At 48.2% G+C, this 26,959-nt stretch carries 28 protein-coding genes and 1 riboswitch; of the genes, 9 read left to right on the forward strand and 19 right to left on the reverse strand.

All coding sequences use genetic code 11. The annotated features are described in order from the left end of the window. Positions 1-867: 867 nt before the first annotated feature. Complete coding sequence (gene typA, locus EDM55_RS26190) at positions 868-2,709, reverse strand: translational GTPase TypA (RefSeq protein ID WP_092267715.1); 1,842 nt, start codon at positions 2,707-2,709, stop codon at positions 868-870. A 137-nt stretch (positions 2,710-2,846) separates the two neighbouring features. Between typA and EDM55_RS26195 the strand changes: the two genes are divergently transcribed. Further along, on the forward strand, positions 2,847-3,485 hold the full coding sequence (locus EDM55_RS26195) for a YhcN/YlaJ family sporulation lipoprotein (RefSeq protein WP_092267714.1): 639 nt from the start codon (positions 2,847-2,849) through the stop codon (positions 3,483-3,485). A 79-nt stretch (positions 3,486-3,564) separates the two neighbouring features. On the opposite strand, the gene speD is transcribed toward EDM55_RS26195, so the two are convergent. The 4 genes from speD to EDM55_RS26215 all read right to left on the reverse strand — a co-directional run bounded on the left by speD (position 3,565) and on the right by EDM55_RS26215 (position 6,520). After that, on the reverse strand, positions 3,565-3,969 hold the full coding sequence (speD, locus tag EDM55_RS26200; protein WP_092267713.1) for an adenosylmethionine decarboxylase: 405 nt from the start codon (positions 3,967-3,969) through the stop codon (positions 3,565-3,567). A 244-nt stretch (positions 3,970-4,213) separates the two neighbouring features. Continuing rightward, the gene (locus tag EDM55_RS26205) at positions 4,214-4,810 is read right to left on the reverse strand and encodes a hypothetical protein (RefSeq protein ID WP_092267712.1); all 597 of its coding nucleotides are present in this window, start codon (positions 4,808-4,810) and stop codon (positions 4,214-4,216) included. Positions 4,811-5,156: 346 nt separating this feature from the next. Further along, complete coding sequence (locus tag EDM55_RS26210) at positions 5,157-5,663, reverse strand: DUF4446 family protein (RefSeq protein WP_122961745.1); 507 nt, start codon at positions 5,661-5,663, stop codon at positions 5,157-5,159. A gap of 257 nt (positions 5,664-5,920) precedes the next feature. Then, positions 5,921-6,520: a YkzI domain-containing protein gene (locus EDM55_RS26215; protein WP_122961746.1), complete on the reverse strand. Its 600-nt coding sequence runs from the start codon at positions 6,518-6,520 to the stop codon at positions 5,921-5,923. Between the two features lie 225 nt (positions 6,521-6,745). Between EDM55_RS26215 and EDM55_RS26220 the strand changes: the two genes are divergently transcribed. Further along, entirely contained in the window at positions 6,746-7,381 is a 636-nt protein-coding gene (locus tag EDM55_RS26220; RefSeq protein WP_092267709.1) for a YktB family protein, read from the forward strand. Positions 7,382-7,490: 109 nt separating this feature from the next. On the opposite strand, the gene EDM55_RS26225 is transcribed toward EDM55_RS26220, so the two are convergent. Then, positions 7,491-8,456, reverse strand: coding sequence for an NAD(P)H-dependent flavin oxidoreductase (locus EDM55_RS26225; RefSeq protein ID WP_092267708.1), 966 nt, complete (start codon positions 8,454-8,456; stop codon positions 7,491-7,493). Between the two features lie 164 nt (positions 8,457-8,620). On the opposite strand from EDM55_RS26225, the gene EDM55_RS26230 reads away from it, so the two are divergent. Further along, complete coding sequence (locus EDM55_RS26230) at positions 8,621-10,093, forward strand: aminotransferase class I/II-fold pyridoxal phosphate-dependent enzyme (protein ID WP_092267707.1); 1,473 nt, start codon at positions 8,621-8,623, stop codon at positions 10,091-10,093. 141 nt (positions 10,094-10,234) lie between these two features. Here the strand turns inward: EDM55_RS26230 and EDM55_RS26235 are convergent, their stop codons facing one another. From EDM55_RS26235 to EDM55_RS26255, 5 genes are all read right to left on the reverse strand, one after another. Beyond that, positions 10,235-12,385: a hypothetical protein gene (locus EDM55_RS26235; protein ID WP_122961747.1), complete on the reverse strand. Its 2,151-nt coding sequence runs from the start codon at positions 12,383-12,385 to the stop codon at positions 10,235-10,237. Positions 12,386-12,493: 108 nt separating this feature from the next. Beyond that, entirely contained in the window at positions 12,494-12,619 is a 126-nt protein-coding gene (locus EDM55_RS26240) for a GapA-binding peptide SR1P (RefSeq protein WP_092267705.1), read from the reverse strand. 136 nt (positions 12,620-12,755) lie between these two features. Then, on the reverse strand, positions 12,756-13,565 hold the full coding sequence (locus tag EDM55_RS26245; protein WP_122961748.1) for an alpha/beta hydrolase: 810 nt from the start codon (positions 13,563-13,565) through the stop codon (positions 12,756-12,758). Positions 13,566-13,664: 99 nt separating this feature from the next. Further along, on the reverse strand, positions 13,665-13,964 hold the full coding sequence (locus EDM55_RS26250) for a DUF3055 domain-containing protein (protein ID WP_092267703.1): 300 nt from the start codon (positions 13,962-13,964) through the stop codon (positions 13,665-13,667). Positions 13,965-14,069: 105 nt separating this feature from the next. Next, positions 14,070-14,594 carry a MarR family winged helix-turn-helix transcriptional regulator gene (locus tag EDM55_RS26255; protein ID WP_092267702.1) on the reverse strand — a complete coding sequence of 175 codons (525 nt, stop codon included), beginning with the start codon at positions 14,592-14,594 and terminating at the stop codon, positions 14,070-14,072. Positions 14,595-14,776: 182 nt separating this feature from the next. Between EDM55_RS26255 and EDM55_RS26260 the strand changes: the two genes are divergently transcribed. Next, positions 14,777-15,205: a DUF1885 family protein gene (locus EDM55_RS26260; RefSeq protein ID WP_092267701.1), complete on the forward strand. Its 429-nt coding sequence runs from the start codon at positions 14,777-14,779 to the stop codon at positions 15,203-15,205. A gap of 127 nt (positions 15,206-15,332) precedes the next feature. Then, positions 15,333-15,971, forward strand: coding sequence for a glycoside hydrolase family 73 protein (locus EDM55_RS26265; RefSeq protein WP_092267700.1), 639 nt, complete (start codon positions 15,333-15,335; stop codon positions 15,969-15,971). 55 nt (positions 15,972-16,026) lie between these two features. Here the strand turns inward: EDM55_RS26265 and EDM55_RS26270 are convergent, their stop codons facing one another. The 5 genes from EDM55_RS26270 to dapD form a co-directional block, all read right to left on the reverse strand. Further along, a complete protein-coding gene (locus tag EDM55_RS26270) occupies positions 16,027-16,389 on the reverse strand; it encodes a DUF4912 domain-containing protein (protein ID WP_092267699.1) in 363 nt (120 codons plus the stop codon). Positions 16,390-16,500: 111 nt separating this feature from the next. Next, positions 16,501-17,097 (reverse strand): hypothetical protein, encoded by a 597-nt coding sequence (locus tag EDM55_RS26275; RefSeq protein ID WP_092267698.1) that lies wholly within the window; start codon positions 17,095-17,097, stop codon positions 16,501-16,503. A gap of 250 nt (positions 17,098-17,347) precedes the next feature. Beyond that, complete coding sequence (locus EDM55_RS26280) at positions 17,348-18,481, reverse strand: N-acetyldiaminopimelate deacetylase (RefSeq protein ID WP_092267697.1); 1,134 nt, start codon at positions 18,479-18,481, stop codon at positions 17,348-17,350. A gap of 4 nt (positions 18,482-18,485) precedes the next feature. Then, complete coding sequence (locus EDM55_RS26285) at positions 18,486-19,697, reverse strand: aspartate aminotransferase family protein (RefSeq protein ID WP_122961749.1); 1,212 nt, start codon at positions 19,695-19,697, stop codon at positions 18,486-18,488. A gap of 13 nt (positions 19,698-19,710) precedes the next feature. Then, entirely contained in the window at positions 19,711-20,421 is a 711-nt protein-coding gene (dapD, locus tag EDM55_RS26290; protein ID WP_092267695.1) for a 2,3,4,5-tetrahydropyridine-2,6-dicarboxylate N-acetyltransferase, read from the reverse strand. A gap of 212 nt (positions 20,422-20,633) precedes the next feature. Next, positions 20,634-20,820, reverse strand: a riboswitch (Lysine riboswitch). Between the two features lie 155 nt (positions 20,821-20,975). Here dapD and EDM55_RS26295 point away from each other — a divergent pair. Together EDM55_RS26295 and EDM55_RS26300 are read left to right on the forward strand one after the other, a co-directional pair. Beyond that, entirely contained in the window at positions 20,976-21,419 is a 444-nt protein-coding gene (locus EDM55_RS26295; protein WP_122961750.1) for a flavodoxin, read from the forward strand. An 83-nt stretch (positions 21,420-21,502) separates the two neighbouring features. Then, complete coding sequence (locus EDM55_RS26300; protein ID WP_122961751.1) at positions 21,503-22,051, forward strand: GNAT family N-acetyltransferase; 549 nt, start codon at positions 21,503-21,505, stop codon at positions 22,049-22,051. Here EDM55_RS26300 and EDM55_RS26305 read toward each other — a convergent pair. Genes EDM55_RS26305 through EDM55_RS26315 form a run of 3 tightly spaced genes read right to left on the reverse strand, consistent with a single transcriptional unit; the run spans position 22,026 to position 25,217 of the window. Next, positions 22,026-22,877 (reverse strand): EcsC family protein, encoded by an 852-nt coding sequence (locus tag EDM55_RS26305; RefSeq protein ID WP_170184437.1) that lies wholly within the window; start codon positions 22,875-22,877, stop codon positions 22,026-22,028. The two genes, EDM55_RS26300 and EDM55_RS26305, sit on opposite strands and share 26 nt — an antisense overlap. A gap of 38 nt (positions 22,878-22,915) precedes the next feature. Further along, entirely contained in the window at positions 22,916-23,104 is a 189-nt protein-coding gene (locus tag EDM55_RS26310) for a hypothetical protein (protein ID WP_092267692.1), read from the reverse strand. Positions 23,105-23,159: 55 nt separating this feature from the next. Then, positions 23,160-25,217, reverse strand: a complete 2,058-nt coding sequence (locus EDM55_RS26315; protein ID WP_092267691.1) for a hypothetical protein — start codon at positions 25,215-25,217, stop codon at positions 23,160-23,162. Positions 25,218-25,435: 218 nt separating this feature from the next. On the opposite strand from EDM55_RS26315, the gene EDM55_RS26320 reads away from it, so the two are divergent. Together EDM55_RS26320 and EDM55_RS26325 are read left to right on the forward strand one after the other, a co-directional pair. Continuing rightward, on the forward strand, positions 25,436-26,221 hold the full coding sequence (locus EDM55_RS26320; RefSeq protein WP_174769308.1) for a class I SAM-dependent methyltransferase: 786 nt from the start codon (positions 25,436-25,438) through the stop codon (positions 26,219-26,221). Continuing rightward, positions 26,218-26,889, forward strand: coding sequence for a hypothetical protein (locus EDM55_RS26325; RefSeq protein WP_092267690.1), 672 nt, complete (start codon positions 26,218-26,220; stop codon positions 26,887-26,889). Before EDM55_RS26320 ends, EDM55_RS26325 begins: the two co-directional genes overlap by 4 nt. Positions 26,890-26,959: the final 70 nt, after the last annotated feature.

The following is a 26,959-nucleotide window of genomic DNA, read 5'->3' on the forward strand; positions in this document are numbered from 1 at the left end:
CGCCTACTATCGAAGGGGTTTTTTTCTGCCTAATCCGGAAGATTTGTTGGATTTCCCACGACAGGCGACTATACAGAATTACCGGCAAGTGCGTATGGATTGTAGTAAGACATCCGCACAAAAACCTCATTTTATAAAAAGGACGGTGATCACATCGAAACGTGCAAATTCCCCTAAATCGAACACCGCTCCTCCTCTTCGTTCTTTCGGTGGCACCCACCGTCCTTTACCGGATCGGGTGACTTCTCATGCGAAAGCAGATAAACGAAGCACCAAGCTACCAGGCAGCCGTCAAAGGAAAACGCAGGTGCCAAAACATCTTCTACGTTCCGATCCCAAGCAGCCCGTAGAGGATTTATCATTAACCCCATTTGCACCTGAGACTATCCCTTCAGAGCCCGAGCATCTAACTCCCTGTCAGCTCTGAATCTGATGTTCTCCCGTGCCACGTCTCTTCCTCCATATTCAGCACGCCAGCTGTCGCTTCGAAAAACGATGCCGTCATTTACCCGCAAATCAAATATGCCAAGAAGCCTGGGAAAACCTTGATATATACAACCGTGCTAGAAGAGATGCGAGAGGTTCATTGGGAGCAGGTGAAATGGAATCATAACTGGTCGCAGATGCATTGTGAGGCACAGATGACCGTAAACGGAGCTCGATATAGGCGGCACTTGAAGACAGTCAATTGCTATGAGAAAACGTTTTCAGTTTGCAGGAGCAACAAGTGCCTATTCCGACACTTTTTGTCCACCTCCTCCGCCACCCCCCCTTTCATTGCCCGAAAAAATAATCGGTGGGTTGCTGCAAAAAGAAAAAGCCGTTTGTCCCGGCAAAACAGGCAAACGGCTTTTCTCTATTGGTTGGTTACGCTTGTGGTTGAGCTTCCCAACGTCTTTGTTTTTCATAACGCTCACGGTCGGATTTGTTCAAATGCTTCTTACGCAGACGAACAGATTGAGGAGTCACTTCGCAGAGCTCATCATCGTTCAGATACTCGAGCGCCTCTTCCAGCGTCAAGATACGAGGAGTTTTCATTTTCACTGTCTCGTCTTTTGTCGCGGAACGAACGTTAGTCGCATGCTTTTCTTTACATACGTTTACCGTCAGGTCATTGTCGCGGTTATGCTCGCCCACGATCATTCCCTCATATACTTCCGTACCGGCTTGGATAAACATGATTCCACGGTCTTCCACAGACATCAGACCATAAGTGGTAGCTGTACCTGTTTCATGCGAAATCAATACCCCTGCATGACGTCCACCTACCGGACCTTGAACCAGCGGACGATAGCTGTCAAACGAGTGGTTCAGGATTCCGTAACCACGAGTAATGGTCATGAATTCGGTACGGTAGCCGATCAGACCACGGGACGGGATGATGAATTCCAGGCGAACCTGTCCAAAACCGTTGTTTACCATGTTTACCATCTCAGCCTTGCGTTGGCCAAGGGTTTCCATAACAGGACCTGTGTACTCTTCTGGCACGTCGATCACCAGCATCTCTGCCGGCTCCATTTTTTGGCCGTCAATCATACGCACGATTACTTCCGGCTTGGACACGCCCAGCTCAAAGCCTTCGCGGCGCATATTTTCAACCAGGATGGACAGATGCAATTCGCCGCGTCCAGATACGATGAAAGCATCTGGGGAATCCGTTTCGTCTACACGAAGAGATACATCTGTCTCGAGCTCTTCCATCAGGCGATCACGCAGCTTGCGAGAAGTTACGTGCTTGCCTTCCCGTCCAGCAAACGGACTGTTGTTCACGAGGAACGTCATTTGCAGAGTAGGTTCGTCAATTTTCAAGAATGGCAATGGATCTGGATGATCGACGTCACAAACGGTTTCCCCAACGTTGATATCATCCAAACCTGCAATCGCGACAATGTCTCCCGCTTTTGCTGTTTTTTGCTCCACGCGCTGCAGACCGGAGAAGCCGAACAGCTTTTGAATACGCATTTTTTTCAATACACCTTCACGGGTTGTTACCGAAACCATATCGTTCACGTTCATCGTACCGCGGTAAATACGTCCAATCCCGATACGACCCAAGAAGTCGTTGTAGTCGAGCATGGTTACTTGCATTTGCAGCGGCGCGTTTTCATCTGCATCTGGAGCAGGCATGTGCTCGATGATGGTGTCAAACAGCGGACGCAGGTCGCCTTCCAGCTTGTCTGGTTCCATACCAGCGATTCCTTGCAAGCCCGAAGCGTATACGATCGGGAAGTCCAATTGATCCTCTGTAGCGTCCAGGTCAATGAACAGGTCATATACTTCGTTGATCACTTCTTGTGGACGAGCATTGTCGCGGTCCACTTTGTTTACAACGACGATCGGCGTAACTTTTGCTTCCAGCGCTTTTTTCAAAACAAAGCGGGTTTGTGGCATACAGCCCTCAAACGCATCGACGATCAACAGAACGCCGTCCACCATGCTCATAATCCGTTCTACCTCGCCGCCGAAGTCTGCGTGGCCCGGGGTATCCAGGATGTTGATGGTAAACTCATTGTATTTAACCGATGTGGTTTTTGCCAGAATCGTAATTCCGCGCTCCCGCTCCAGGTCGTTGGAGTCCATCATTCTCTCCTCTACCTGCTGATTGCTACGGAATGTGCCCGATTGAATTAACAGTTTGTCAACCAGTGTGGTTTTCCCGTGGTCAACGTGGGCAATAATCGCGATGTTGCGTATGTCAAGACGCTTCATGTGAACCTCCTCTGTTATGCATACCTTTCATATTAGCAGTTCGTGAAACTCGGCACAATGGGGAGTTTTTTACGGGAATCCCTTCCTGAGTAGAGATTATTGATTTCGTCATACTAAGGAAAGGAGGTGGGTTCCCCATGGATAAAAAATGGTCAATTGCCATTGCAGGTGTACTGGCACTATCGTCTCTGACTGGCTGCGCAAGCTCCAACTCAAGCAAAGGGACACCGAATACGGGTACGCACACGCAAAACACAGAGTATCAGCGGCCAGCGGATATGCGTAACAGTCTTGCTCACGGCAACAATGCCTATACACAAAATACAAACGCCTACCATTACCGAAATGGTTATACGGCAAACGGTTTTGACCAAAACAAAGCGGAACAGCTCACTCGAGTGGCAGACGACGTCCCTGGCGTAGACCGAGCTACTGTCGTCTGCAATGGAAAAGATGCTGTCATCGGCATTCGTGTGAGAGACAACATGGCTCACGAGCAGCGAAAAGTCATCGAACAGCAGGTTCATTCCGCAGCTCGCTCGGTATCTCCTAACATGAACATCCGGGTAACGACAGAGCCGGCGATGTTCACACGGATACGCGGGATTAACGAATCCATCTATCGGGAAGCTTCAGAGCGTACCCATCCTGCAGCTCCTAACCATACAATGGTCCCGGGCAACAATTTGGTCACTCATCCCGTTCGCACAGCGGCTGAGGATTTCGTTGTATTGCTCAAGGACTTGGGTCAAACCATTACCGCTCCCTTCCGGTAAGGAATCTCCATTCATCCCATCAGCCTTTCACGTAAAAGAGGTGCGGAATCCATCCGCACCTCTTGAATACTTACATTTGTTACTTGCTTGCCACTTCAGCCAGTTTCATTTCTGGCTCAACTACTTGCAGTTCACCTGTACCGCGAACGAGCTTCTTCGCGTAGGTTTTCTCCGGCTTCAGCACGGATACCAAGTAATCGATGGCAACTTGTGGATCTACCGTCTCACCGCACGTGTAGCAATCCAGAGCCGCAAATCCACGCTCAGGATACGTGTGAATGGACAGGTGGCTTTCCGAGAGAAGAACCAGCACGGTAGCACCTTGAGGAGAAAACTGCTTAGCTTGCACGCTTAGTACCGTAGCACCGCATGCCTCAGCAGCTTCAATCATTTCTTTTTTCAAAAATTCTGCGTCGTTCAACAAGTCAAACTGAACTCCCCATGTGTCAACAGCAACGTGTCTTCCGAAAGTCGAGTATTCCATCTTTCGGTTCCCCCTTCCTAGCAGTGTGTAATGTTAAACATCGCTAGGACCTGCGTCATTCACTAACGGGGGCGGTTTCCCTCTTGTTATCCACCCTTTAAAGTGAATCCTGGTTCCTAATCCTGTTTCCAACGAAAACAACAATACCACGCTTCTGCCTAATTTGACAATACCCTATTTCGATAAATTACAGGAAAATAAAAAACGGGCGCATCTGCACCCATTTTTGGCGTTCAATCAACATTTAGACTTCCAGTTCAAACAGACGTTTTGACAACGAGGCTAATCGGCAATCAATCGCAGTAAGCTTTTCGGGGGCATTGCTACTTGCCCAATTACGCAGATCCAGCCATCGGTCCGTCTCTTGATATAAGGACTCAATCTCCCGTTCGCTGCCATCTTGCTGGAACAAGCTCTCCAGCTCATTGGCCACGCTCGGCGAGGTATTTTCAAAGATGGACATTTCCTCGTCACCGGAAACCTCGTGAATGCTCACGACTGATCCTTGGTCATAGTGGTACACCACTGTGAAACCATCGTAAATCCGGTGAACAATTCCATAGCCTCGGAATGTTTTCATCGCTTTTCGCATGGCATTAGCCAGCCCAAAATCTCGAATCAGATATGAACTGTCGCACTGAAAACGATTGCCAGATCTGGTGAAACTCAGTTGAATTTCGCCGTTTTTGTCTGTCAGAATAACGTCCCGATCCCCATTGTCACAAACTTTGACATCGACTGAAATGTGTTCATTGGTGAAGAGCGAGACGAATTGGTTCAGCTCTTCTTCATTCACCGTAAAATAGGCCTTGGCGTAGTTAGTCGCTAAACGCTGTGCCATAATATCTCCTCAATTCTTTTGGTTTGCATGGGCCAAAGATCGACCGAACAATCATCCGAATCAAAGGAGTTACGCTAAGTGTCAACGAAGGAACGCTGTAGAACCTGGCCTTGCCCCGCGAATCGAAAATCGATTTGGGTAATGAAGGCGGATCACCTACTTTTTGTATTTACGAAAAAACCATCCTTGACATCTTTATTATACAATAAGCGACTAAAAAAGTCTTGAGCGAAAAGGTGATGAATTTTCGCAAAAAAGCTGAATTTTGTATGTTGAGACGCCAATAATCGAAAAGAACTCTCTGATTCATTCATATGCTTCCCATTTCAGAGAAATTCGGAATGGTTTATGCCCCCACAGGCGGATTCATCGCTTTTTTTATAACTGCTTGTTCTTCTTCTGAAAGCGAGTACACAGAGGTGCCTGCTTCCAACGGCTTCGCGTATACACGCGACTCCTCGCGCCCGAAAATACTCGTGATCACGACTCCGTTTTGTGCATCATCAAGGATCGCCATCGAGAAACTCAGATCGCTCCCCACATCCCCAAACGCGTTGTAGCGAATCACGGCAACATTTCCATTTTGTGCAGAAAGTCTCTGTGACAGACGATTGATCATGAACTGCTGATCATTGTGCTGCTTTTTCACTTCGTCCACGAGATCGAGCAATCGATGCATCCCTTCCTCCAGATTCGCTCCACCTACTCCAGTCATGAGCCTGTTGATTGATTTGCGAAGTCGACTGACACGGACCGATTGCATGATGCATACAAAGAGCAACACGACATTCAGCGCAATGACGGCCAAGAGCAGGAGCCCGACATTCGGGATTTGTAATAGGAATGGTTCCATGAAACATTTTCTTCCTTTCTGGTGCATAGGGTGCCAAAATCCTTTTCTATTGTAACGCCGTATCGCCTGTCATTCAAACATAGTCTGCCGAAATTCACGAATTGCTAACACGTTTCTTCCTCGCTGCACCCATGGAATGAGCAGGGAGATCGCTTTTGAACCAAAAAAAGCGACACCCTCGTCTGCGAGATGTCGCTTTTTTCATTCCCTATGCCTATTTGTCAAACGCATCGTTCGCCCTTTATCCTCCAGTCTACCTACGCTTCCAGCAGCAGCATTTCCCGGCGGAGCTGTTTCAAGCGTTCTTTGGATTGTTTCACCTGGCCTTTGTCTTCTGCTTTCAGAGCATCATACAAAGTCGCAAGCTCATAATCCAGCTCCAGGCGCAATACAGGAATTCTTTCTTCGGAGTCACGTCGCTTCAAGGCGGCAATCACCTGATCCATCGTCACATTGCAAGATTTTTCGAAGATCACTTTTTTCTCAGCTCCTTTTATTTCCACTATTCTGACGGCTTCACCGTACCGGATGTGCTTCATCAGGACACTGTCTTCCAAGCGGATTCTGATGATGGCATGCCCCTTTGCCTTCTCCACAAAGTGGTTCAAAATCTTAGCCACTCGTGAGTCCGACATGGGGAAGCCTGTTAGCTGCAGCTTGTAAGAACCGCTTATCCGCTGCATTTTCCAGTTCGATTTACCGTCTGTGGTGTTCACGAGGAGGTGAAACTGCTCGGGAGATTCTTTCCACGTGACGCTCACCCCTGCTTCCACCAGGGCCTGCACCAGCGCGTGTAACGTCTTACGATCAAACCAGACAGCCAGATCGTAATATTCCAACTCAATGCCGAGACTCATCAGGGCCCCTCCCATTAACAGAATACTCAGACTAAATTTTCGCTGTAAGGGAGTGAGTGGTATATCATATTATTCAGGCGACGGTTTTGCTATTCATATCCCGGCATGTATTTTTTTCCTTCGTGGTATGATATCATATGGAGGATTCCAAGCTCCCTTGACAGGGACGTTCGCCCTTTTCTTACGTGGCGTGCGATGAAGCTTACCTAAGAGGTGTTCGCCCGAATGTCGACAATTACAGCTTTTCAGCAAGAAGATTTTGATGTTTTTGCCATTGATGGCCTTGATCAGCGGATGGAAGCAATCAAAGGCATCATTCGTCCGAAATTGGAAGCACTGGGTCAGCATTTTGCCCCGGCTTTATCCGTTGCTACCGGATCTGAGATGTTTTTTCATGTGGCCAAGCATGCACGGAGAACCGTGAATCCCCCCGTTGATACATGGGTTGCTTGGGCAGCTGATAAACGCGGATACAAAAAGCACCCACACTTTCAAGTTGGCTTGTGGGGTACACATTTGTTTGTCTGGTATGCGGTCATATACGAAGCTCCTGCAAAAGAGGAAATCAGTCGTGCCTTGCATGCGCATCTCGATGACATTCTGGCGATCGTTCCCGATGATTTCCACTGGTCACCCGATCACACAAAGCCTGACAGTGCACCGCAGTCAACCCTCGGCAAGGAAGGTGTCAAAAAGCTGGTGGACAGGCTGGCAGAGGTCAAAAAAGCCGAGCTGCTTTGCGGCATTACCATTGATCGCCATGATCCTGTGCTTGCTGACAAAGATGCTTTGCTCGCTCGCTTGGAAGCGGCCTTCACTGTCTTAACCAAGCTTTACAACCTCAGTCTTTCCCGTGCATAAACCGCCTCCCGATATGTTTTGTTAAGTTATATATGCAAAAGAACAGGTCCGCTTTCTTTCGAAAAGCAAGTGCCTGTTCTTTTGTTTTTCCCTGAAAAAACGGCGTGACTTAGCGACTGTTGTACGCTTGCAGACGCTCCATACGCTGATCCAGGTCTTTAAACATCCGTTCAAATAATTCCTGGACATAAGGTACATCCTGAATGAGACCAATGACTTGCCCCGCCCATCCGAAGCCTTTTTGATCATCGCCTTCATAAATAAAACGACAGTTGTTCTGACCGCTGATGAATGGCTTCAGCTGCTCGTAGCCTGCTCCTTCTTTTTCCAGCTCCAAAATGTTGTCGGAGCCTGCAGTGCGAACAACTCTAGCTGGTGCGCCCAAGGTTCTTTTGATGACGGCAGTATCTTGTTCCGTCCCTTTCAGCAATGCTTCCTTGTACGCTGCATGGGCATGCACACACTCCTTGGTTGCAATGAAGCGAGTTCCCATCTCAACCCCATCCGCCCCTAGAGCTAGCGCAGCCAAAATGCCGCGTCCATCCCCAATGCCGCCACTGGCGAGGACAGGAATACTTACCGAGTCAGCTACACGAGGGATCAGAACAAATGTACCGATGTCATCCCTGCCGAGATGTCCGCCGCCTTCTTGGCCAACTGCCATCACTGCATCCGCCCCGATCGACTCTGCTTTTTGCGCTTGCCGAACGGATGCAACCAGCACCAGCTTTTTGATATCGTGTCCATCGAGCTTTCGGATGAGCGGTTCCGGGTTGCCCCCCGTAACGGAAATGACTTTGACGCCTTCTTCTATCGCCACGTCCACATACGGCTCGTAGGATTGATTGTATTGGCCGATCGCAAAGTTTACACCGAATGGTCGGTCTGTCATGGTTCGCACTTTGCGGATTTCTTCTCGCAGCGCCTCAGCTGATGGGAGCGACATGGCGGTAATTTGTCCCAATCCACCTGCATTTGACACAGCTGCAGCCAATTCTGCGTATGCTAAATAGGCCAATCCACCTTGAACGACCGGATAGTTGATCTGTAGCAATTCAGTTACTCTTGTTTTCATCTTTTCACCCCATTACGATACAACTTCTCGAAAATGTGAGCAAACTCCTGCTGGACTTGGGGATTATGAATAAAAATTCGCTTGCTTTCCCCCCCTTTTTTGCTATACTCAATTTGTTTGTTTTTTCCCCTTTTATTCTTTATTTGTAAAGTGAGGCGATCGTAGTGAGACAAATGAAAACTCCTTTGTTCAGCGGGTTGTTGGAGCACGCCAACCGGAACCCGATTCAATTTCACATTCCGGGCCATAAGAAGGGTATGGGCATGCATCCGGCATTTCGCGAGTTCATCGGGGAGAACGCTCTCTCGATAGACCTCATCAATATCGCGCCACTGGATGACCTGCATCATCCCAAGGCGATGATCAAGGAAGCACAGGAACTGGCAGCCGAGGCGTTTGGCGCTGACCATACCTTTTTTTCCGTACAGGGGACGAGCGGTGCGATCATGGCAATGATTATGGCTACCTGCAGCCCTGGAGACAAAATTATCGTTCCGCGGAACGTGCATAAATCTGTCATGTCAGCGATTATTTTTGCAGGAGCCTTTCCGATCTTCATTCATCCTGCGATGGACGAGCGCTTGGGCATTTCCCACGGGATCACAGTGAAAGCCGTGCAAAAAGCACTGGAAACCCACCCGGACGCAGCTGCCCTGCTGGTAATCAACCCGACCTATTTTGGGATCGCTGGTGATTTGCGCGAGATCGTGCGGACTGCGCATAATTACGAAATCCCAGTACTTGTTGATGAAGCACATGGTGTGCATATTCATTTCCACGAGGAGCTGCCGATCTCCGCGATGCAAGCCGGCGCCGATATGGCTGCAACGAGCGTGCACAAGCTGGGCGGTTCCTTGACACAAACATCGATCCTGAACGTACGGGAAGGACTCGTCGATGTCGATCGTGTCAAAACGGTCATGAGTATGCTGACAACGACTTCCACTTCTTATATTTTCTTGGCTTCCCTCGATATGGCTCGTCAGCATCTCGCATTGAACGGACACTTGCTGACAGAACAAGCCATGAAGCTGGCGAATAAAGCACGTGATAGGATCAATGACATTCCGCGCATCTATTGTGTAGGGAAGGAAATTCTCGGCAAGCCCGCTACCTTCGCGATGGATCCGACCAAGCTGCTGATTCACGTTCGCGATCTGGGCATCACTGGCTGGGAAGTCGAAAACTGGCTGCGTGCAAAATACAACATTGAAGTGGAAATGAGCGACCTGTACAACATCCTTTGCTTTGTAACGGCAGGTGACACAGAGGAATCGATTCAGACCCTGGTAAACGCCCTGCGCGATTTGTCTGTTGAATTCGCCCATGTTCAAGCAGAGGATATGCCAACCATCTCCTTGCCGAATATCCCGATTCTGTCTACAACGCCGCGTGAAGCATTCTATGCGCCGACAGAAACCATCCCGCTTGTGGAAGCCGCAGGAAGAGTCATTACCGAATTCATCATGGTATATCCTCCAGGGATTCCGATCTTCCTGCCTGGGGAAGTTATCTCCGAAGAGAACATCGCCTACATTCAGGAAAACATTCGTGTCGGACTGCCTGTACAAGGTCCTGAGGATGAAACACTGAAGACGATTAAAGTCGTGAAGCGTCAAACGGCGATTTCGGGTTAACGTCACCATTTAGTTGAAGATAATGAAGCAAGAAGCTGTTGCCATTAAAGGCAGCAGCTCTTGTTTTTCTGTCGATTGAATGGAAAATCGAACAATAAAAAACAGGTAGTAAGGGAAAGTATCCACTTACTACCTGTTTTTTTACTTATAGACCCGAACGTTGATTTCGTTAAGGTCGGTGCTAACAAACAAATCAGCGAAATTGTCCATATCCTTAAAGGCATCAGACAAGGACATGGTCTTTTCTTTGCTCGTTCCTGGGTAGAATACAAATACAAAATCGTCAAAACCAGCTTCGTTCATTTTTTCGGAGAGTGTTCCATCGCTCATCAAACCCAAAATGCCATATTCCTTGTAATCCCCTGGCTCAGGTTCTGGATCAGGATTGGAAGGTTCTTCTCCGTCATCATCATCTCTTGGATCTGAAATAGCCATCGTATATACGTATGGATCATCGTCACGTTTGTCGATCCATACCAAACGGTTGCCGCCGATTGTCGCTTCCTCTACTTCCGCTTCATCGTCCCAAGAATAATCGCTGTAAGAGCCGTCTTCCACATCGTACAGTTCAAAATAGAAAGTCTTGCTGTTTGGAGAGAGGCGGTTGTCCTCAAAAAGCATCATATTTCGTGAGGTTTGTGGATTGATCTGATCTCGATCATTGTATCGAAGCAAAGAGGCTGTCTTGCCACGGTCAATATCGTAGGAGTAGATATCCCAAGATGGTTTTGTAGTGTCTGTGTACTCGCTCCACACTACAAAATTATCTCCCAGCTTTGCTTCCTTTACTTGAACATTTTTACGGATTTGTGTATCGTCTTCTTCGTCGATGTCATACAAGTAGACGCTGGCTTTATTCGAGCTTTCTTCCTGTACCCATGTGACAAAGTTGCCATAGAGGTCAATGCTCAATGGGTCCTTTTTCAATGTCGTGATCTCGGTGTCTTTCCCGGAATCAAGGTTGGTTACATTCAGTTCAGGTCGGCCATCCATATTCACCCACAACAAATTGTCTCCATCAAGTTTATACAACTTTTCATCTGGAAGCTGATCGTCATCTTCGTCTGTTACTTGTTTCGTAGTACCTTTAGCAATGTTGTAAGAGAAGAGAGCATCTTCGCTGTCATCGTACCACACTACATAGTGATTGCTGACAAGTGGCCGAGAAGGTGAAGCATCCACTTTTGTAATCGATTTGGAAGTCCCTTTTTCTACATCATACAGAATGACGGAATCGCTTCTGTTGCCTTCGGATATATAAACCACGTACCGATCATGCGCAGCAGGTTGACTAGGTTCACCAGAGACCTCTCCCAGAGGAATCGATTCTTTTTCGTCAATATCGTAGAGGTTCAAACGGATCTTCGAATCTTTGTCCTTTTTCGCATACAAAACATAATCATCATAGATACGCGGCTGCAGTTTATCGTAAATGGAGCTTGCTGCTTTTCGTTTACCTGTTTTGGTAGCTTCACCGAAGTATAGATCTCCATTATCAATCACTACAAAATCTGTGTCAAAAATATGCGGCAAGGATTTGTTGCTGGAATCATCTGTCAGCTTGATTGTTTTGCTTTTTGCAATGTCATAAGAGCTGACTTGATTATACTCCCCGCTTTGATCTTCGAAAATGATGACATCCTCAGAGATAGACGGGTTTACCTGATCCCCTTTTGCTGTTACAGCGGCTTTTTCCGCTTTGGTTTTCAGATTGTAGGTGTAAATATCGTAGTTGCCATTGCGCTCATCTTGCCATGCAACGTATGTATCGCCCACAGAAGGATTGCTGGCTTCACCGCTATTGGTGATCTGCTCCACATCACCGGAAGTTATGTTGTACAGGTAGATGTCCGTTCCTTTGTCACTCTTGTCGTCCCATACGATGTTTTTTCCAGAGATCTCGAGCTGCGTCACTTTGGACCCACTCGAAACCAACGATTCTTTCTTCTTGGAAACGTCGTACATGTACACGTCTGTTCCACCATCGCGAGAGTCAATCCAAACGACGTAATTTCCATCTACACGTGGGCTTGTCTTGGCAGAAGATTTGTTGCCAATTTGCGTTTCTGAATTGTCATCCAAATCATATAAAGTGATGGTTTTTTCTCCTTCAACCATCCACACGGCATAGTCAGCTGAAATGTCAAATCCTGCTTTATCAACCTCAGGCTGGCTCACGTCAATTTTGACTTCTTCGCCAAGTCTGCTGCTGGCAAATGCCGGTGACGCGCTCCACAGAGAGGTGACCAGTAAAGCCGCGGCCATCAACCCCTGTACGGGTCTACGCTTCATGAAACTATTCCTCCTCTTGCAACGATTTTCACTCTTCTCTATTATCCCCCATGAGGAGTAGGATGTCAAAAAAAACAGGCCTTGCGCAGTGGGCCTGTAGTCGGTAAACTATTCTCTTTCTTGTTTTTCACTGTGCCCGCAATCGCAGCTGCATACCGCATAAAGCGTTTTCACCGAGTTGCATTCAAAGTGCTCGATGATGGTTCCGCAAGTCTGACATACAATTGTTCCCATCTATATTCCCCTCCGCTGTCACACTGCCGAAAGCAGCATGAGTGATGGTCATATCCTCGATAATGTGATGTTATATACATCTTAATATGACACACCATTAGGAGTCAATACGGTAATTTAACACATCTTTTGTCGATTAGTATGTCACATTTAATTTTGCCATTTGCTCCATCCATGCTTCCATCTGCTCCATGATCTGTTCTTTCTCGGGCTCGTTCAGCACTTCGTGACGCAGGCCAGAAAAGCGATGAAACGAATTTGGAGCACGCAAGCCGCCCGTAAAGCGCTCGATCGCATCTGCATTGATGATGGCGTCATCCCCTGCCTGCAGGACAAGAACAGGCACGTTGATGTGATCTCTATCCGCCCAAGCACTTTCCATGGCTCGCAGCAATTCTTGAAACCATCTGACACTTACTTTGGGATAGTTCAATGGATCTGTTACATAGGCTGCCTGAACGGATAAATCTCTGGAGACCATGTCCGCCTTCACCCCGTTTGGCATCGCCAACGTCGGCATGAATTGATCCAGCATGCGAGCAAGCTGCGCCTTCCAAGCAGGAACCTGCAGCTTCAGTTCAAGACATGGAGAAGTCAGAATTAGGCCTGTGAGCCCATCAGCGTCCCCTTTCATTTGAACATATCTTGTGGCTACAAGTCCTCCCAAGCTATGCCCCAATAGGTATAATGGCTGCCCGGCAGGAGTCGCACTGCGAGCTTTTGTCATCCAATCCTCGACAGCCTCTATGTATTGCTGAAAGGACTCGATATGTCCTCTCCTGCCAGCAGACCTTCCCCATCCAGGCAAGTCACCGGTGAAGACACTCCATCCCCGTTCGTTGAAAAAAGCAGCCACATGCTCGTATCGACCATAGTGCTCTCCCGTCCCATGGATCAGTACCATTGATCCTTTTTGAGCGGGGACCAGCCATTGATGACTGTTCATTTGTCTCTCCCCTGTCCACTTGATCTTTTTGTTTCCCTTCATTGCCATGATACCTGATCTACATTAAAAACGAGCAGAAGAAAGTCTTCTGCTCGCTTGCTAGTACTGATTTTCTTCAAAAGGGATAGTAGGTAGGTACTCTTGGAAAAATTGAGCGAGGGTTTCCGCTTCGCTTTCAGAATCGAGCCGGAAAATCTTTTGCAGATATCCAGGATTTACGACATCCTCTGAACCGAGAAGGGTAGATTGCCCCGTCTGCATACAGATCACCAATGGCTTTCCATAAAACTTGTTCGTAAACACAATCCCAAAATCATGGCGAGTTCCTTCCGAGACCAATCCTAGAAAACGTACATTGGCGTTCTCCGACTCCTCGTACAAGTGGTCGTAGTGCTCCATCAGCAATCCCTCCTCATCTGAAGTTTGGCCCGAATATTCATTATGTAAATATTCGGAGTATTAATAAGTATACGCGAAAACCCACCTTTTTGCCACACCTGCTCCTTAACTGATCAAGTGCTTGGAATTCGGAATGCGATCTTCGCCTTCCTGAATCCAGCGAACCTTTTCTGCCCCGTGCAAGGATTGCGCGACAAAGGAAAGACATTCAAAGAATAACTCTACTACCGCTGTACTGTAGCGTTCCTCCATTTTCTCCAATGCATACGTCAAACGAAAAATAGATGGCACGCTTCTACGGCTGGCTTCGATGACCGATTTTCCTTTTTCCGTTGGATAAACATGGACAACACGACCATCCAACTCCGACTTTTCGATCGTTACCATCCCTTTTTCCATCAACTTCTTGATATGAATCACAATTGATGAAGGATGCCAGAAGGTCCAGTCGGCAATTTGTGTGACGCGTACGCCTTCGTAGCAATAGATGATCCAAAGGATGTTTAATTGCACGGAGGAATCCAGCTCCGCTTCCTTCGCTGCTCGCTCCCAGTCCTCTTTATTCACCACGTCGATGGCGCGCATAGTGTTAAGCGCTTCAAATACGTTTCTAATTGAGACCTCCTGCATAGGGACTATTCCTCCATGTGATTCTTTATCTTTCATGCATTCCAATATAAACAGTAATTATATTTTACACTTTTCAGAAAAGACACGCAATTATTTTTACTTAAGAATTGGCGCATTGTCAAAGAGTGGAAGCAATGCTAAACTAAACGCAGACATTCTCGGTACTAGGAGTGAGTGCAATCGTGAAACTTCAATCGGCCTACATTTATTTCGTAGAAGGATCTACTGCTACGCACGCGGATATAGAGGACGTGAAAGCAAAGTTTACTCGATATGTCGACATGACAACCAAAACAGGCCAGCAGCTCGGCTGGTCATATGCCGAGGCCGCCTTTCCTTATACCCTGGAGGAACGAGCGGAGGGCAAAGGCTCCTGGTTCCTGCTCAAAGGAAAAGACCCGAACATGTACAAAGCGATTGTCGTCGGGATCGGCTCCACTGAAGTAAACGGGCAAGAGATGCACTACATTCAAATCTCACTACCGGATTCAGCTACGCACGGGGACAAAAATAAAGCCAATGAGTACTGCCGTTATCTGGCCAAGGATTACAAGGCTGAACTGCATTTGTTCAACAAACGAATTCAGTATTTTCAACCGCGAAAACCATAGCACAACCACCAAACAGCTGAGTCAATCGGCTGTTTTTTCTTTTTTGTATCTCCCTTGCCAGTACATTTCCATAAGGTAGTAAGAAAAGAGAACCTTTACTCGTCAAACAAGAGAGGTGAGGTGACTTATGGAAGCGCAGGAATTCATTAATCTGGTGGCTGGTTCCGCCAGGCAAACGTACTTGACGCATCATGTCCTCCCTTCCATTACCATTGCGCAGGCGATCCTGGAATCGGGATGGGGGAAAAAGGTGCCGATCGATTCGACGACAGGCAGATCCTCCTATAACTTATTTGGCATCAAAGGGACTGGAACAGCAGGCTCTGTTAATGTCGTTACCAAAGAAGAGGTAAACGGGAAGATCGTCACGCAAACCGCGCAATTCAAGGCCTATTACAACTACCAGCAGTCTCTGGACGATCATGCCGACTTTTTGCAAAAACCTTTGTACAAAAAAGTAATCATGGCTGCAACCCCCGAGGAAGCCGCAGAAGCGCTTCAGAAAGCCGGCTATGCCACTGACTCTAAATATGCAGAAAAGCTAACCACCCTCGTCCGGACATACGATCTGAGCCAATACGACCAGTTTGCTCCCGAAGAGCCCTCCGGCTATCCAGCCTGGAAAGTCGACCTGGGAACGCGGGCTCTAAAGGAAGGCCTGCTCACTTCCCCTGAATGGCTAAGCAAGCTGGATGAGCCGATGCCTGTTTGGGCCGTACTCGCTGTAGCCCTTCGCTTGCTCGATAAACAGCGGCAAATGCCTTGAGCAACACAAAAAGACCCTCTTTTCAGAGGGTCTTCCTTATTCATGAGCACGTTGATCAAATCATTTGAGATCGCGATAGTGAAAAAAACCTTCCATCAACCATTCGAATGCCCAAATCAACACAATATTCCAATCCTTGCGTAACTCCGTAAAGAATCCACTCGGACGAACGGTGGTTGATATCAAAATCAGTGTAAAGGTCAGTTCCGTCATCGCGGATCTCTTTGCGGTCAGTCACATCGAAAAGGCGTAAGACAAAGGGCAGTTCAGCAAAAGGGATGGCAAATTTCTTTTCCACTTCCTGCTCAAACTCCTTCGTCATGTTCCACTCTGCCTGGATAGAATGATCATCCTTCCAGGCGATGCGTATACTCGGGCCTTCTACGTCTGTGGATGATCGCGGGGGATTTGTCTCCATTCGCTCCCATCGTTCCTTTCTTTCATGTACTCGCTTTCACCATGTATATCGGCTTTTCCACCTATTATACCATGCGAACAAGCCACGTGGGAACGCAAACAAGCTATTATTTTATCTTCCAACTGTAAACGTGTTCTCGCCGACAACGATGTACGACTTGAATTGCTCGGTTTTCATCCGGACCTGAATCGTATACGTTCCATAGGTTTCCAGCTTCGTCGATACGAATGGCTCAGAAAAATAGAAGCTATTCGCATTCTGAGTGGAGTATTTCCATTCTTTCCCTTTGTCTACTTCTTTCCCTTCTGGTGAAATCAAGACGAGCTGCATACGCAAATCCTTGGCGACGGGCGCATTGTCAACCTCTACAAACGCATTAAAGGTACGCGGCACATTTTTATCGCTGTAGCCCTTGATCGGGTTGCTGAAAACGACGGTTTTATTCCGCGTTTGCTGAATCCCCTCTAACACCAGAATATTCACGTTTGGCTTAATAATTTCCATTTTCCCGGAGCCTTGATCGTAATTGGCGAACCCGCCCATTTTATTGACCAAATCCTCCACCGAATTGGCATTGGACGATCCCATACTGTTCACGATACGTTCTCCGCCCATGAATACTCTCATGGAGCCCTCGCCCAAAGCAGTGCTTCCTACTCCAGCCACAACAGTCAACGACAACAAGGCCGACAACCATGCTTTTTTCATGTCTTAGTCCTCCTGTATGTTTGCGCGGCAGCGCTTGTTATTCCGAATTTTTTCTTACTAGTTTATACGCCTAAACAAGCAAAAAGTTGTGGTCTTGCTCGAACTTTTTTCAACAATATCCACAGTATCCACAAGTTCAAAACAATCAGGAGGAAAGACTTATGCACAAGAGGTGTGAATAAGAAGGAAGTACCCTTGACAACAAAAGGAGCAGCCTCTACTAAGCTGCTCCTTCGTATGGAAAAACAGGTTATGGTCTCTCAGACAGCTTGGTGAAGTAACGTGAGACGAGATGGATCGCCACCTCGATGGCATCTTCACTAGGCTCGATCTTGGAATGATGCAGGCCGTACGGGGTATTGACTCCAAGCCAGAACAAGAAGCCAGGAATTTCACTGAGGAAGTATCCGAAGTCTTCTCCGGTCATCGCTTCCTTGCAATGAATCAGGGTCACGTCTGGGCATTCCTCGGAAACCCATTGCATGAACTCCTCCGTCAATGCCTCTTCATTATAAACCTGGCAATAGCCGCAGCCATAGTCGATGGTAGCCGTGCACGCAAAGCCCGCTTCTATCCCCTTGACCAGTGCCTCGATGCGACTTTTTACCCGAGCCATGGATTCCATCGAGAACGTACGGATGGTACCTTCGAGTCTGGCCCGCTCTGCGATAATATTTTGCTTCGTTCCGCTCTCGATTTTACCGACTGTGATGACAGCCGAATCTAGAGGGTCGATATTCCGGGAAACGATCGATTGCAGCTGCGTCAACAGATGGCTACCAGCTACGACCATGTCATTCGCCTGATGAGGGAACGCCGCATGTCCGCCTTTTCCCACCAGATCCACAAACAATTCGGACGTATTGGCAAACAGAATGCCCGGCTTCGTCGCGATCTGTCCCACCGGATACTCTGGCGCGATGTGCAGGGCAAAAATGCAATCGGGTTTCCAAAGAGCAAACTCTTCACTCTGCATCATCGGCAAAGCGCCACCAGGGCCTTCTTCTGCAGGCTGAAAGAGAAACAGCAAATTGTCCGCAATCGGATGATGAACAAAATGCGTCACTAATCCAAGGGCAATCGACATGTGCATGTCATGACCGCAAGCGTGCATAAAGCCTTCATGCAAGGAACGGAAAGGATAGGACGTCTCCTCAGCTATCGGGAGCCCGTCCATATCTGTACGCCATGCAATCGTGCGCTTTGGATCAGTCCCTGGAATTCTTACGAGAATCCCTGTACGCCACGTCTGAATCTGAACACGGTCCTGTGGCAGGCCTTCCAAATAGCGGAGCAAATATTGCTGGGTTTTCACTTCTTGAAACCCTGGCTCCGGTATTTGATGGAGGTCACGCCGAATCTGTACAAACGTAGATGTAGCCATTTGCCTACGCCTCCTGTGCCGGACTTGACGTTTTCAGCTGGCGCGCAAACACGGCAAGGAAGTGATCCACATCTTCTTTGGTGAGTGTGAGCGGCGGCAGCAATCGAACGATCGTCTTTTGCGTAACGTCGACCAAGATTCCTTCTTCGAGCAAATTGCTCTGCAGACGGCTTGCTTCTTCAGGCGTGACAGATAGCGGGATCCCAACCATCATGCCCTTTCCGCGCAATGCTTGAAGCTGCTCGGGAAGCCTTGAACGCAAATCCTCCAAGCCAGACCACAGATACTCAATCACCTCAGCAACAGAAGAGGAAAAATCCGGGTCAAGCAGTTCATCCATCACTGCATTCCCAAGTGCAGCTGAAAGTGGCGATGGAGCAAATGTCGTACCGTGATCACCTGGCTTGAACTGGTTCATCAGCTTCGTTCCAGCGATCACCCCACCGAGAGGCAATCCGCCACCGACGCCTTTGGCGAAGAGAATCAGGTCTGGAGTCACTCCTGCATGCTGATAAGCAAAAAGCTTACCGGTGCGACCCATGCCTGTTTGAATTTCGTCCATGGCAAACAACATGCCTTCTTCTCGGCAAATCGTTTCTACCTCGCGCAGGAACGATTCCGTGAGGGGAACTACACCACCGGATCCAAGCACGGGCTCCATCAAGACAGCTGCAGGTTTGGCTTCGCGACAGATGGCTCGAAGCCCCTCTGTATCTTCTGCATCCAGCTCATATACCGGGAATGCTGGTTGCGGGAAATCCTGATAGACATGGGCTTGTCTGGTCAGACGAACCGCTCCAAGCGTGCGGCCGTGGAAGCTGTTGCGCAGGACAACAATTCCTTCGCGACCTGCCCCATCCGTTTTCGTCCATTTGTGGATCAGTTTAATCGCCGATTCAGTCGCCTCTGCTCCCGAATTGGTGAAAAAGACTTTACCCGCAATGGTGTTCTCAACCAATCGCTTGGCCAATCGAATGGCTGGCTGGTTGAGAAACACGTTGGAGATATGCAAAAACAGATCGCCCTGCTCATGCAAAGCTCTCAAAACACGGGGATGGGAATGTCCGAGCACATTGACCGCAAGGCCGGTAAACAAGTCAAGATAGCTTTTGCCATTGGTGTCGTACAGGTAGTTGCCTTCGCCTTTTGCAATCGCAATAGGCAACCGTTTGTATGTGGATACAATGTATTGTTCATCGAGTGAGCGCCAATCCATGTTCCTGCACCCCTTACAGCTGACGTAGCTCCTGCTTGATTTCTGTCTTGGAACGAGTTTTTTCGTCGATTTGCTTGATCACACGCGCTGGTGTACCCGCTACTACTGTGTACGGCGGTACGTCTTCGATCACGACTGCACCTGCTGCTACAACTGCGCCTTTTCCTACGCGGATTCCCTCGAGGATGACTGCATTCGCGCCGATGAGAACATCGTCTTCAACCACAACTGGCTGTGCAGATGGTGGTTCGATTACGCCTGCAATGACAGAGCCTGCTCCAATATGGCAGTTTTTTCCGATTGTGCCACGGCCGCCTACTACAACGTTCATATCGATCATGGTGCCTTCACCGATCACTGCACCAATATTGATCGATGCCCCCATCATAATAACTGCGTTGTTTCCGATGGTTACTTGGTCGCGGATGATGGCACCTGGCTCGATGCGGGCTTGAATGCCTTTGGTATCCAGCAATGGAATCGCGGAATTGCGACGGTCACTTTCAACTACATAGTCTTCGATTTTCTCAGCGTTTTGAGCGAGTACCGGCTCGATTTCTTTCCACTCACCAAACACTACGCCGGTATTACCTGTAATGAATGCTTTTGCACTCGCCCCAAAATCGATGCCTTCCAAATTTCCTTTTACGTATAGTTTCACAGGGGTTTTCTTTTCGCTTTTTTGAATAAACGAGATAATTTCATTCGCATCCATCATGTTCACAGGTAGATCCTCCTTTTAGTCAAAACCATTTGAAAAATGTATGGCAAAGGCCGCTTCCCGAAACATAGGGGCGCATCGTTTGCCTGATGTAAATAAGCATGCCACATACATCCTTATTTACTAAAAAACCACTTCCAAAACAAGTTTTCCGAAGACGAAAAAAAGCAATGAGTGCATGCGCCAACTCATTGCTTTCGATATCTCGGCAGCAAATCGTAAATAGCGCTCCACAAGAGCCGTTCTGCTCTCGTGACAGGATGATCATTTTTTACGAGCACCCCAACCCTTGTTATTCAGGGGAATAACAAAAGCTTCGGCGCCTTAGCCTTTCCTTCCTTCCCTGCCCCCGGACAGATTGCGAAAAGATGTACTCTTCCTCAGCGCACCTCTATTTAGACTAACTTTATTGATAATTTCACTTAACTCTACCAAAATCGCATCGGTGTGGCAACAGTTTCTGAGAAAGAAAAAATCCGTATTGACAAAGAGAATCATTTTCATTAATTTGTATCTGAGAATGATTTTCATTATCTGATTGGAGGACATTGAATTTTATGGCAAACATTTTGATGGTTTACGCAAGCATGTCAGGAAACACGCAAGAAATCGCGGAAGCAATCGCAGAAGGCGTTCGTTCCACGGGCGCTACGCTCGAAATAAAAGAAGTATTTGACGCAACGGCACAGGAGATGGAATCGTACGACGCGATTCTACTTGGGGCATATACGTGGGGAGATGGAGAGCTTCCGGATGAGTGCATGGATTTTTATGACGGCATGGATACCATCAGTCTTGCCGGCAAAAAAGTCGCCGCTTTCGGTTCATGCGACTCCGCATATGAGCATGTCGGTGCCGCTGTAGACATTTTCTTGCAAAAAGCACGTGAATGCGGTGCGGAAACACCTTTGGAGGGTTTGAAAATCGAGCTCGCCCCGACACCTAAGGAAGTCGAGGTTTGCAAAGCCTTTGGCGTATCCTTTGTTGAGCTCCTCGGCTAGCTCCAACGACCCTATCCTTTACAGCAGAAAGCGCATATGATAAAATTTTCCTCCCACATTTTTTGTTTGAGGAGGAAGAACCCTTGCAACTACATACGGATTCCATTTATTTGCGCCCTCTGCAAGAAAAAGACGTAGATGAACTACTCGAACTGCGTGTACGAAATCATCCGTTTCTTCAGCCTTTTGAGCCGATTCGCCCTGCTTCCTTCCATACCCGCGAAGGTCAGCAGGAGCAAATCGAGCAGTCTATTCGGGATTTTGCCAATGATCGCGGCTTTGCCTTCGGTGTTTTTTTGCAAGAAAACGAGCAAATGATCGGAAGGGTCGCTTTATCCAACGTAGTGCGAGGGGTATGGCAGAACGCTACATTGGGCTACTTCCTCGATCAATCGCACAATGGCAAAGGGTACACGACACAGGCTGTAAGGCTCGCCTTGCAATTCGCTTTTACTAAAGCCCAATTGCACCGTGTTCAGGCTGGCGTGATGCCTCATAACGCAGGCTCAATCCGCGTGCTGGAAAAGAACGGGTTCCGCTATGAAGGAAAATCTTTACGGTACCTGAAAATCAACGGTGCCTGGGAAGACCATAACATGTATGCCATTACGGCTGAAGAGTGGACTTTGTAACGTCCACAGGCTCTTTGGCCTGTCTCAACCGCTCCAGGATGCGCCTCTTGCGGTACAGCATCATCCCCGCTTCGGCGACATCCTGAACGGTGGAGCGATTGAGGTAGGCACCAAAAAGGATACCTGCGATTGGAACCAGCTGAAACAGCTTCTTCCATCCGAAATTCTCCGTATAGGTCACCACGACCTCTCGCCATCCCTGCAGCTGGGCCATCACATCCTTTTGTGCCGCCGGATTGTCAAACTGCGAAAGCTCTTCGAGAATCGCCTTTTTTCCTACGATATCAGAAGAAGCAAACTGCAGACATTTCACGACAAACAAACGCTCCCGCTTCTCCTCAGGACGATAGCCGTAGCTGAGCGCCATCTCCTGCAAGACCTTCAACGAAGTACCCAGCAAAAGCGGTATATCCAGAGCAAGCGTGAAAATGCCGCCAATCCCCGTAGTGGCCCCCTGTACGGTAGCAAACGTAGAGCGTGACTCACTCAGCTCACGTGCTACATCATCCATCAGTTTTACTGGAGCTTGTGCTGCCACATAAGCCACCTCACCTGAGGGCTGTCCTGCTCCTGCCATTCGCGAGCGAAACCTGCTGTACACCGCTTCATCTTGAACCAGATACGATCCGCCTGTCTCCAAAAAGACAGCCATCTCGTCAACGGCTGTTCCTAGCTTTTCCCGGACGAAATTCGGCGTGATTCGATCTAGAAGAACGAAAGGTAGGCGTCCAAGCTTTTCCCAAAACCAGAGATCCTTTTGCTCGCTCTCCCATTTCTCCACTTCTTTTAATCCCTGAAGTAATTGATCCTTTGTCTCTATCTCCATCTGTAGCCTCCTTGGGAAAAATCATCGTGTTCCTTATGTTACTCCTGCCGTTTCCACAAGCATTGATTTCGAAGGATCTGCTTTACGTATGCCTGCAGCTCTTCCGTCGAAGAAAATCGGGCAAACTCCTCTTTTTCTCTTACGATTCCCAGTTTAAAATGTTTCAGCTGTTCTCCTTCTACACGAAAACCAAACTTCTCTAGGACCGCTAGCTGTTCCTCGGTCATGAAGGTACCCTCCTATTGGAAAAACCCCCTGCTGGGCAGAGGGTTCCGTACAAGTTTATTTGACTTCGATCTTCAGAGTCATTTTCTGTTTCTTTTCTAATAGGTCGGTATCCTTCGTGTAGGATTTTCCGCCATATGTGACCTGGCACGTAAGATATTCCATAGTGTTGGTCACTTCGATCGAATAGACGCCGGGCTTACCATCCTGAAAATCGATAAGTTGCTTGACGTTTAATGAATCGACGCCTGTATCATCTGATCTGTCATCATCTCTTGTAGAGCGGGACGGTTTAATCGTAGTGAGTACTTTGTCATTATAAATGATCTTTACTTCATTACTGGATTGTATCGTCGCACCGCTACTCTCTTGTCCCGACCCGAGCGATGTTGCCCCGTCCTCCCAAACCAGATCAGGAACGTGGACGTAACGCCTGTCCGTCCTACTACTTGCGTTCAGAATGATTCGTTTCGTCCCTTTATTCACAACATGAGTCGACATGAGTACTAACTCTTCGAGATCGTTCAAATCGCTTTTCGAGTCCACTACAATATGGTCACCATCTTGATACTGTTGACCTTTTTTCGAAACCAATCTCAATGGAGTCGGGTAAGGGATTGCTCCAGAGTCCCCAATATCACAAGACGGTGCAGAAGAAATAGGACGAGAACTTTCTATGACTTGAATGTAACCGCACCAGGACTGATGGGGCTCACGTTTACTGTAATAATTGACCTTATAGCGTCCCGGATTAAAACTGGAAAGCTTGAGAGCTGTGTGATCCCCGTTTAGTTTGGATGCGTCAACTACTACATTATCCACTGCCCAAACGCCTGGTCCCTCATCATCATCTTCTTCGCTTCCAAACTCTACATGAGCAGCAGCAGTCGCAAGCCAAATGAGATGAACGGGATTTTGATACAGCCTTACGGTAGCACTCGTAGAATACAAATTTCGGCGTTCCACCATCAGGGACGATTTATCATTATTTTGCATCAATACGTCCATATTGGCAGTAGCCGTAGTAGGTTCACACACCGCAGGCGTACCAGGGACCTGGATTTGAATAGTAGAGCTTGTATCCATCTGTATTGCCTGTTCGTCTTTCCCTGTATTTGGCTCGTATGTCACACTAATCGTCAAGCCCGCCAACGTTTCTGGGATGACAACATCGAAATGCTGCGAGTCCGTCAGTGTCTGTCCAGTACCGTTCACCCACCATTTCCCCGGAAAAGGGGCATACAACGAAATGGTGTCCGGTGCTTTGGTAGCGCTAATTTTCTGATTGGGAGATAGCTTCTGTCCAGTTTCATTTGTCCCCATATATACTTCCGCTGGACCAACTTGAAGATTGACCATCCATGGTGTTAGTGCGCCGTCATCTGGTGTGAATACCACCTCGTATTTCCCGCCTTTAAGTGAACCCGAGGAAAACACGCTTCCCTTCACAGACCTCATTTCCGTATTGGTCGTTTTGTTTGACAAGCTCCACGTTCCAGCAATCTTACTGGAGAAAACCTTTGAACCAAACAAACCAAAAATAGCAACTGTATCCCCGGAAGGAATAGCATCGCCTGTCGCCTTTTCTCCTTCATAGATGTACGGATAATTCTGCTCTTCTACACGAAACCGTATATGCACCGTGCTTTTTTGCCCTTTCGCATCGGTCACGACAAAGGTCAGCGTATGTATGCCAGGAGATAGCTGCGCAGAAGGGATTGTAAATCGAGGGATCTGCCACTTCAAAGAAGCTTGCGCTGCTGTCTTTTCATTCTGGAAGGCCGTCAATTCCGTACCATCCAGGAATACTTCGCTCCTGCTTACATTTGTTCCACTTCCATAGGTCGTTTGCGTCACGTCAATATCTAGCGGGGTATCGGGGGGAAGGATAAACTCGTCATTTTTCACCCAATTCCATCCACCAGCCGACAAGCCAGCGACCTGAAAATCATTAAAAACGATCATGTCATGAATCGGCTTTTGCACAGGCGCAGGTGCCTGGCTGGTCCGCTTCATCGTTGTAGTCGCCCCCATGGCTGGCGAAACCGTTGCACCTGACAGAAGGCTGCCAGTAGCCAGACACACTAAAAGCGCTGATACAACCCATTTTTTCAATTGATGTCCTCTCACTTTCTCTACTTCATATTCTACTGGTTACCATTCGACAAATTCAGCCTTTTCTCCTTTTTGTTTCTTGACAGGGAAAACTTCCCTCCATCTCCTTCGCTCAACTACCGCCGCCTAGATATAGGAAAATACTATAAACATGATAATTTATATAGATTTGACGAATACCTACCTAGCTGGTAAAACTAGGTCAAGGAGGGATTCTCGTGACGCAAACCAACCAATGGAACGCAACCCACTACGATGAAAAAATGAACTTCGTTTCTCATTATGGCAGAGGATTGATTGACTGGCTACAACCGGTTTCCGGAGAAAGCATTTTGGATATCGGGTGCGGGACTGGAGATCTGACTGCCCAGCTGGCCGAAAGTGGGGCGCATGTAGAGGGGACCGACTTTTCCCCTGCCATGATCGAAGCTGCTCGTACGAAGTACCCTGGTCTGTCGTTTCAGATCGCTGATGCTCATACATTCCGCTCGTCCAAACAGTACGATGCAGTCTTTTCCAATGCCGCCCTGCACTGGATGAAGCGTCCGGAATCTGTCGTGGAATCCGTTTGGCTGGCTCTGAAACCCGGCGGACGATTCGTGGCAGAGTTCGGTGGAAAAGACAACTGCAAGCAGGTTACCGATGCCCTGCATACCGCTCTTGGTGCGAGAGGGATTTCTTCCGACGATCGCTTTCCCTGGTACTTCCCTAGCATCGGTGAATATACGACACTCTTAGAACGTCAAGGGTTTCGGGTCGTTCTCTCCTCTCATTTTGACAGACCCACTCTCATGCCAGACGGCGACCGAGGATTGCGGCATTGGCTGGATTCGTTTTGCAGTCCTTTTTTCACGGGCCTGACCGCCGCAGAAATTGATGAGGTTTGCACCGAGATCAGCGAGCTTTTGCGTCCTGTGCTCTATCAGAATGGTCAGTGGTATGTCGACTACAAGCGCATCCGTGTAATTGCCCACAAGCCAAGTAATATGGAGGCACATGTATGAAAAAGGTCGCTTGCCTGCACGGTCATCATTCGAATATCGCGCTTGTGGATGATGCTTTTTCGCAATGGAAGGTAGAGCTTGCCCACTACGTCGATCCCGGATTGCTTTTGCAATCGGCCAACAGTCAGCCGCCAACGCGCGCGGAAGCCGAAGCGAAGCTGGACAGTCAGCTCTCCTGGATGCAAGCGAGCACGCCGGACGCCATCGTCATCACATGCACGCAATACGCAGCCACGCTGACATCCGAGCACGAATCTGAACGAGACATCCCGATCTTTACCATCGATGGACCCTTTTTAGAAGAAGCTGCCAGACGTTCAGGCAAGCAAACCATCCTGTTCACCAATCCTGCCACTGTCAAACCCACCATGGACCGATTATGGCAGCAGGCAGCTCTGCACAGATGCACTCCCCAGATCAGCATTCATTTGATTGATGGAGCATTTTCCCTGATCATGGAGAACAAGCAGCAAGCTTACCAGGAGATCCTCTGGGAAACCATGCTAGCCCTATCCGAGGAGGATTCCATCCTGTCGGCAGCCCAGCTGTCCATGGCTCCCGCCGCACGCCAATTTCGTCAGGAGAAAGGTATCTTCATCTCCGATCCCCTACAGAGTTTGACGAAGAAAATGGTTCAAACGCTGCCCTTATCCCCTGCTTCCTTTTAAAAAAAGAAGTTCGATAAAAAAACATCCTCGTGCTATGCATGCAGCAAACATGCAGCCCGAGGATGTTTTT

The organism is Brevibacillus centrosporus (assembly GCF_003710815.1).
GTDB lineage: Bacteria > Bacillota > Bacilli > Brevibacillales > Brevibacillaceae > Brevibacillus > Brevibacillus centrosporus.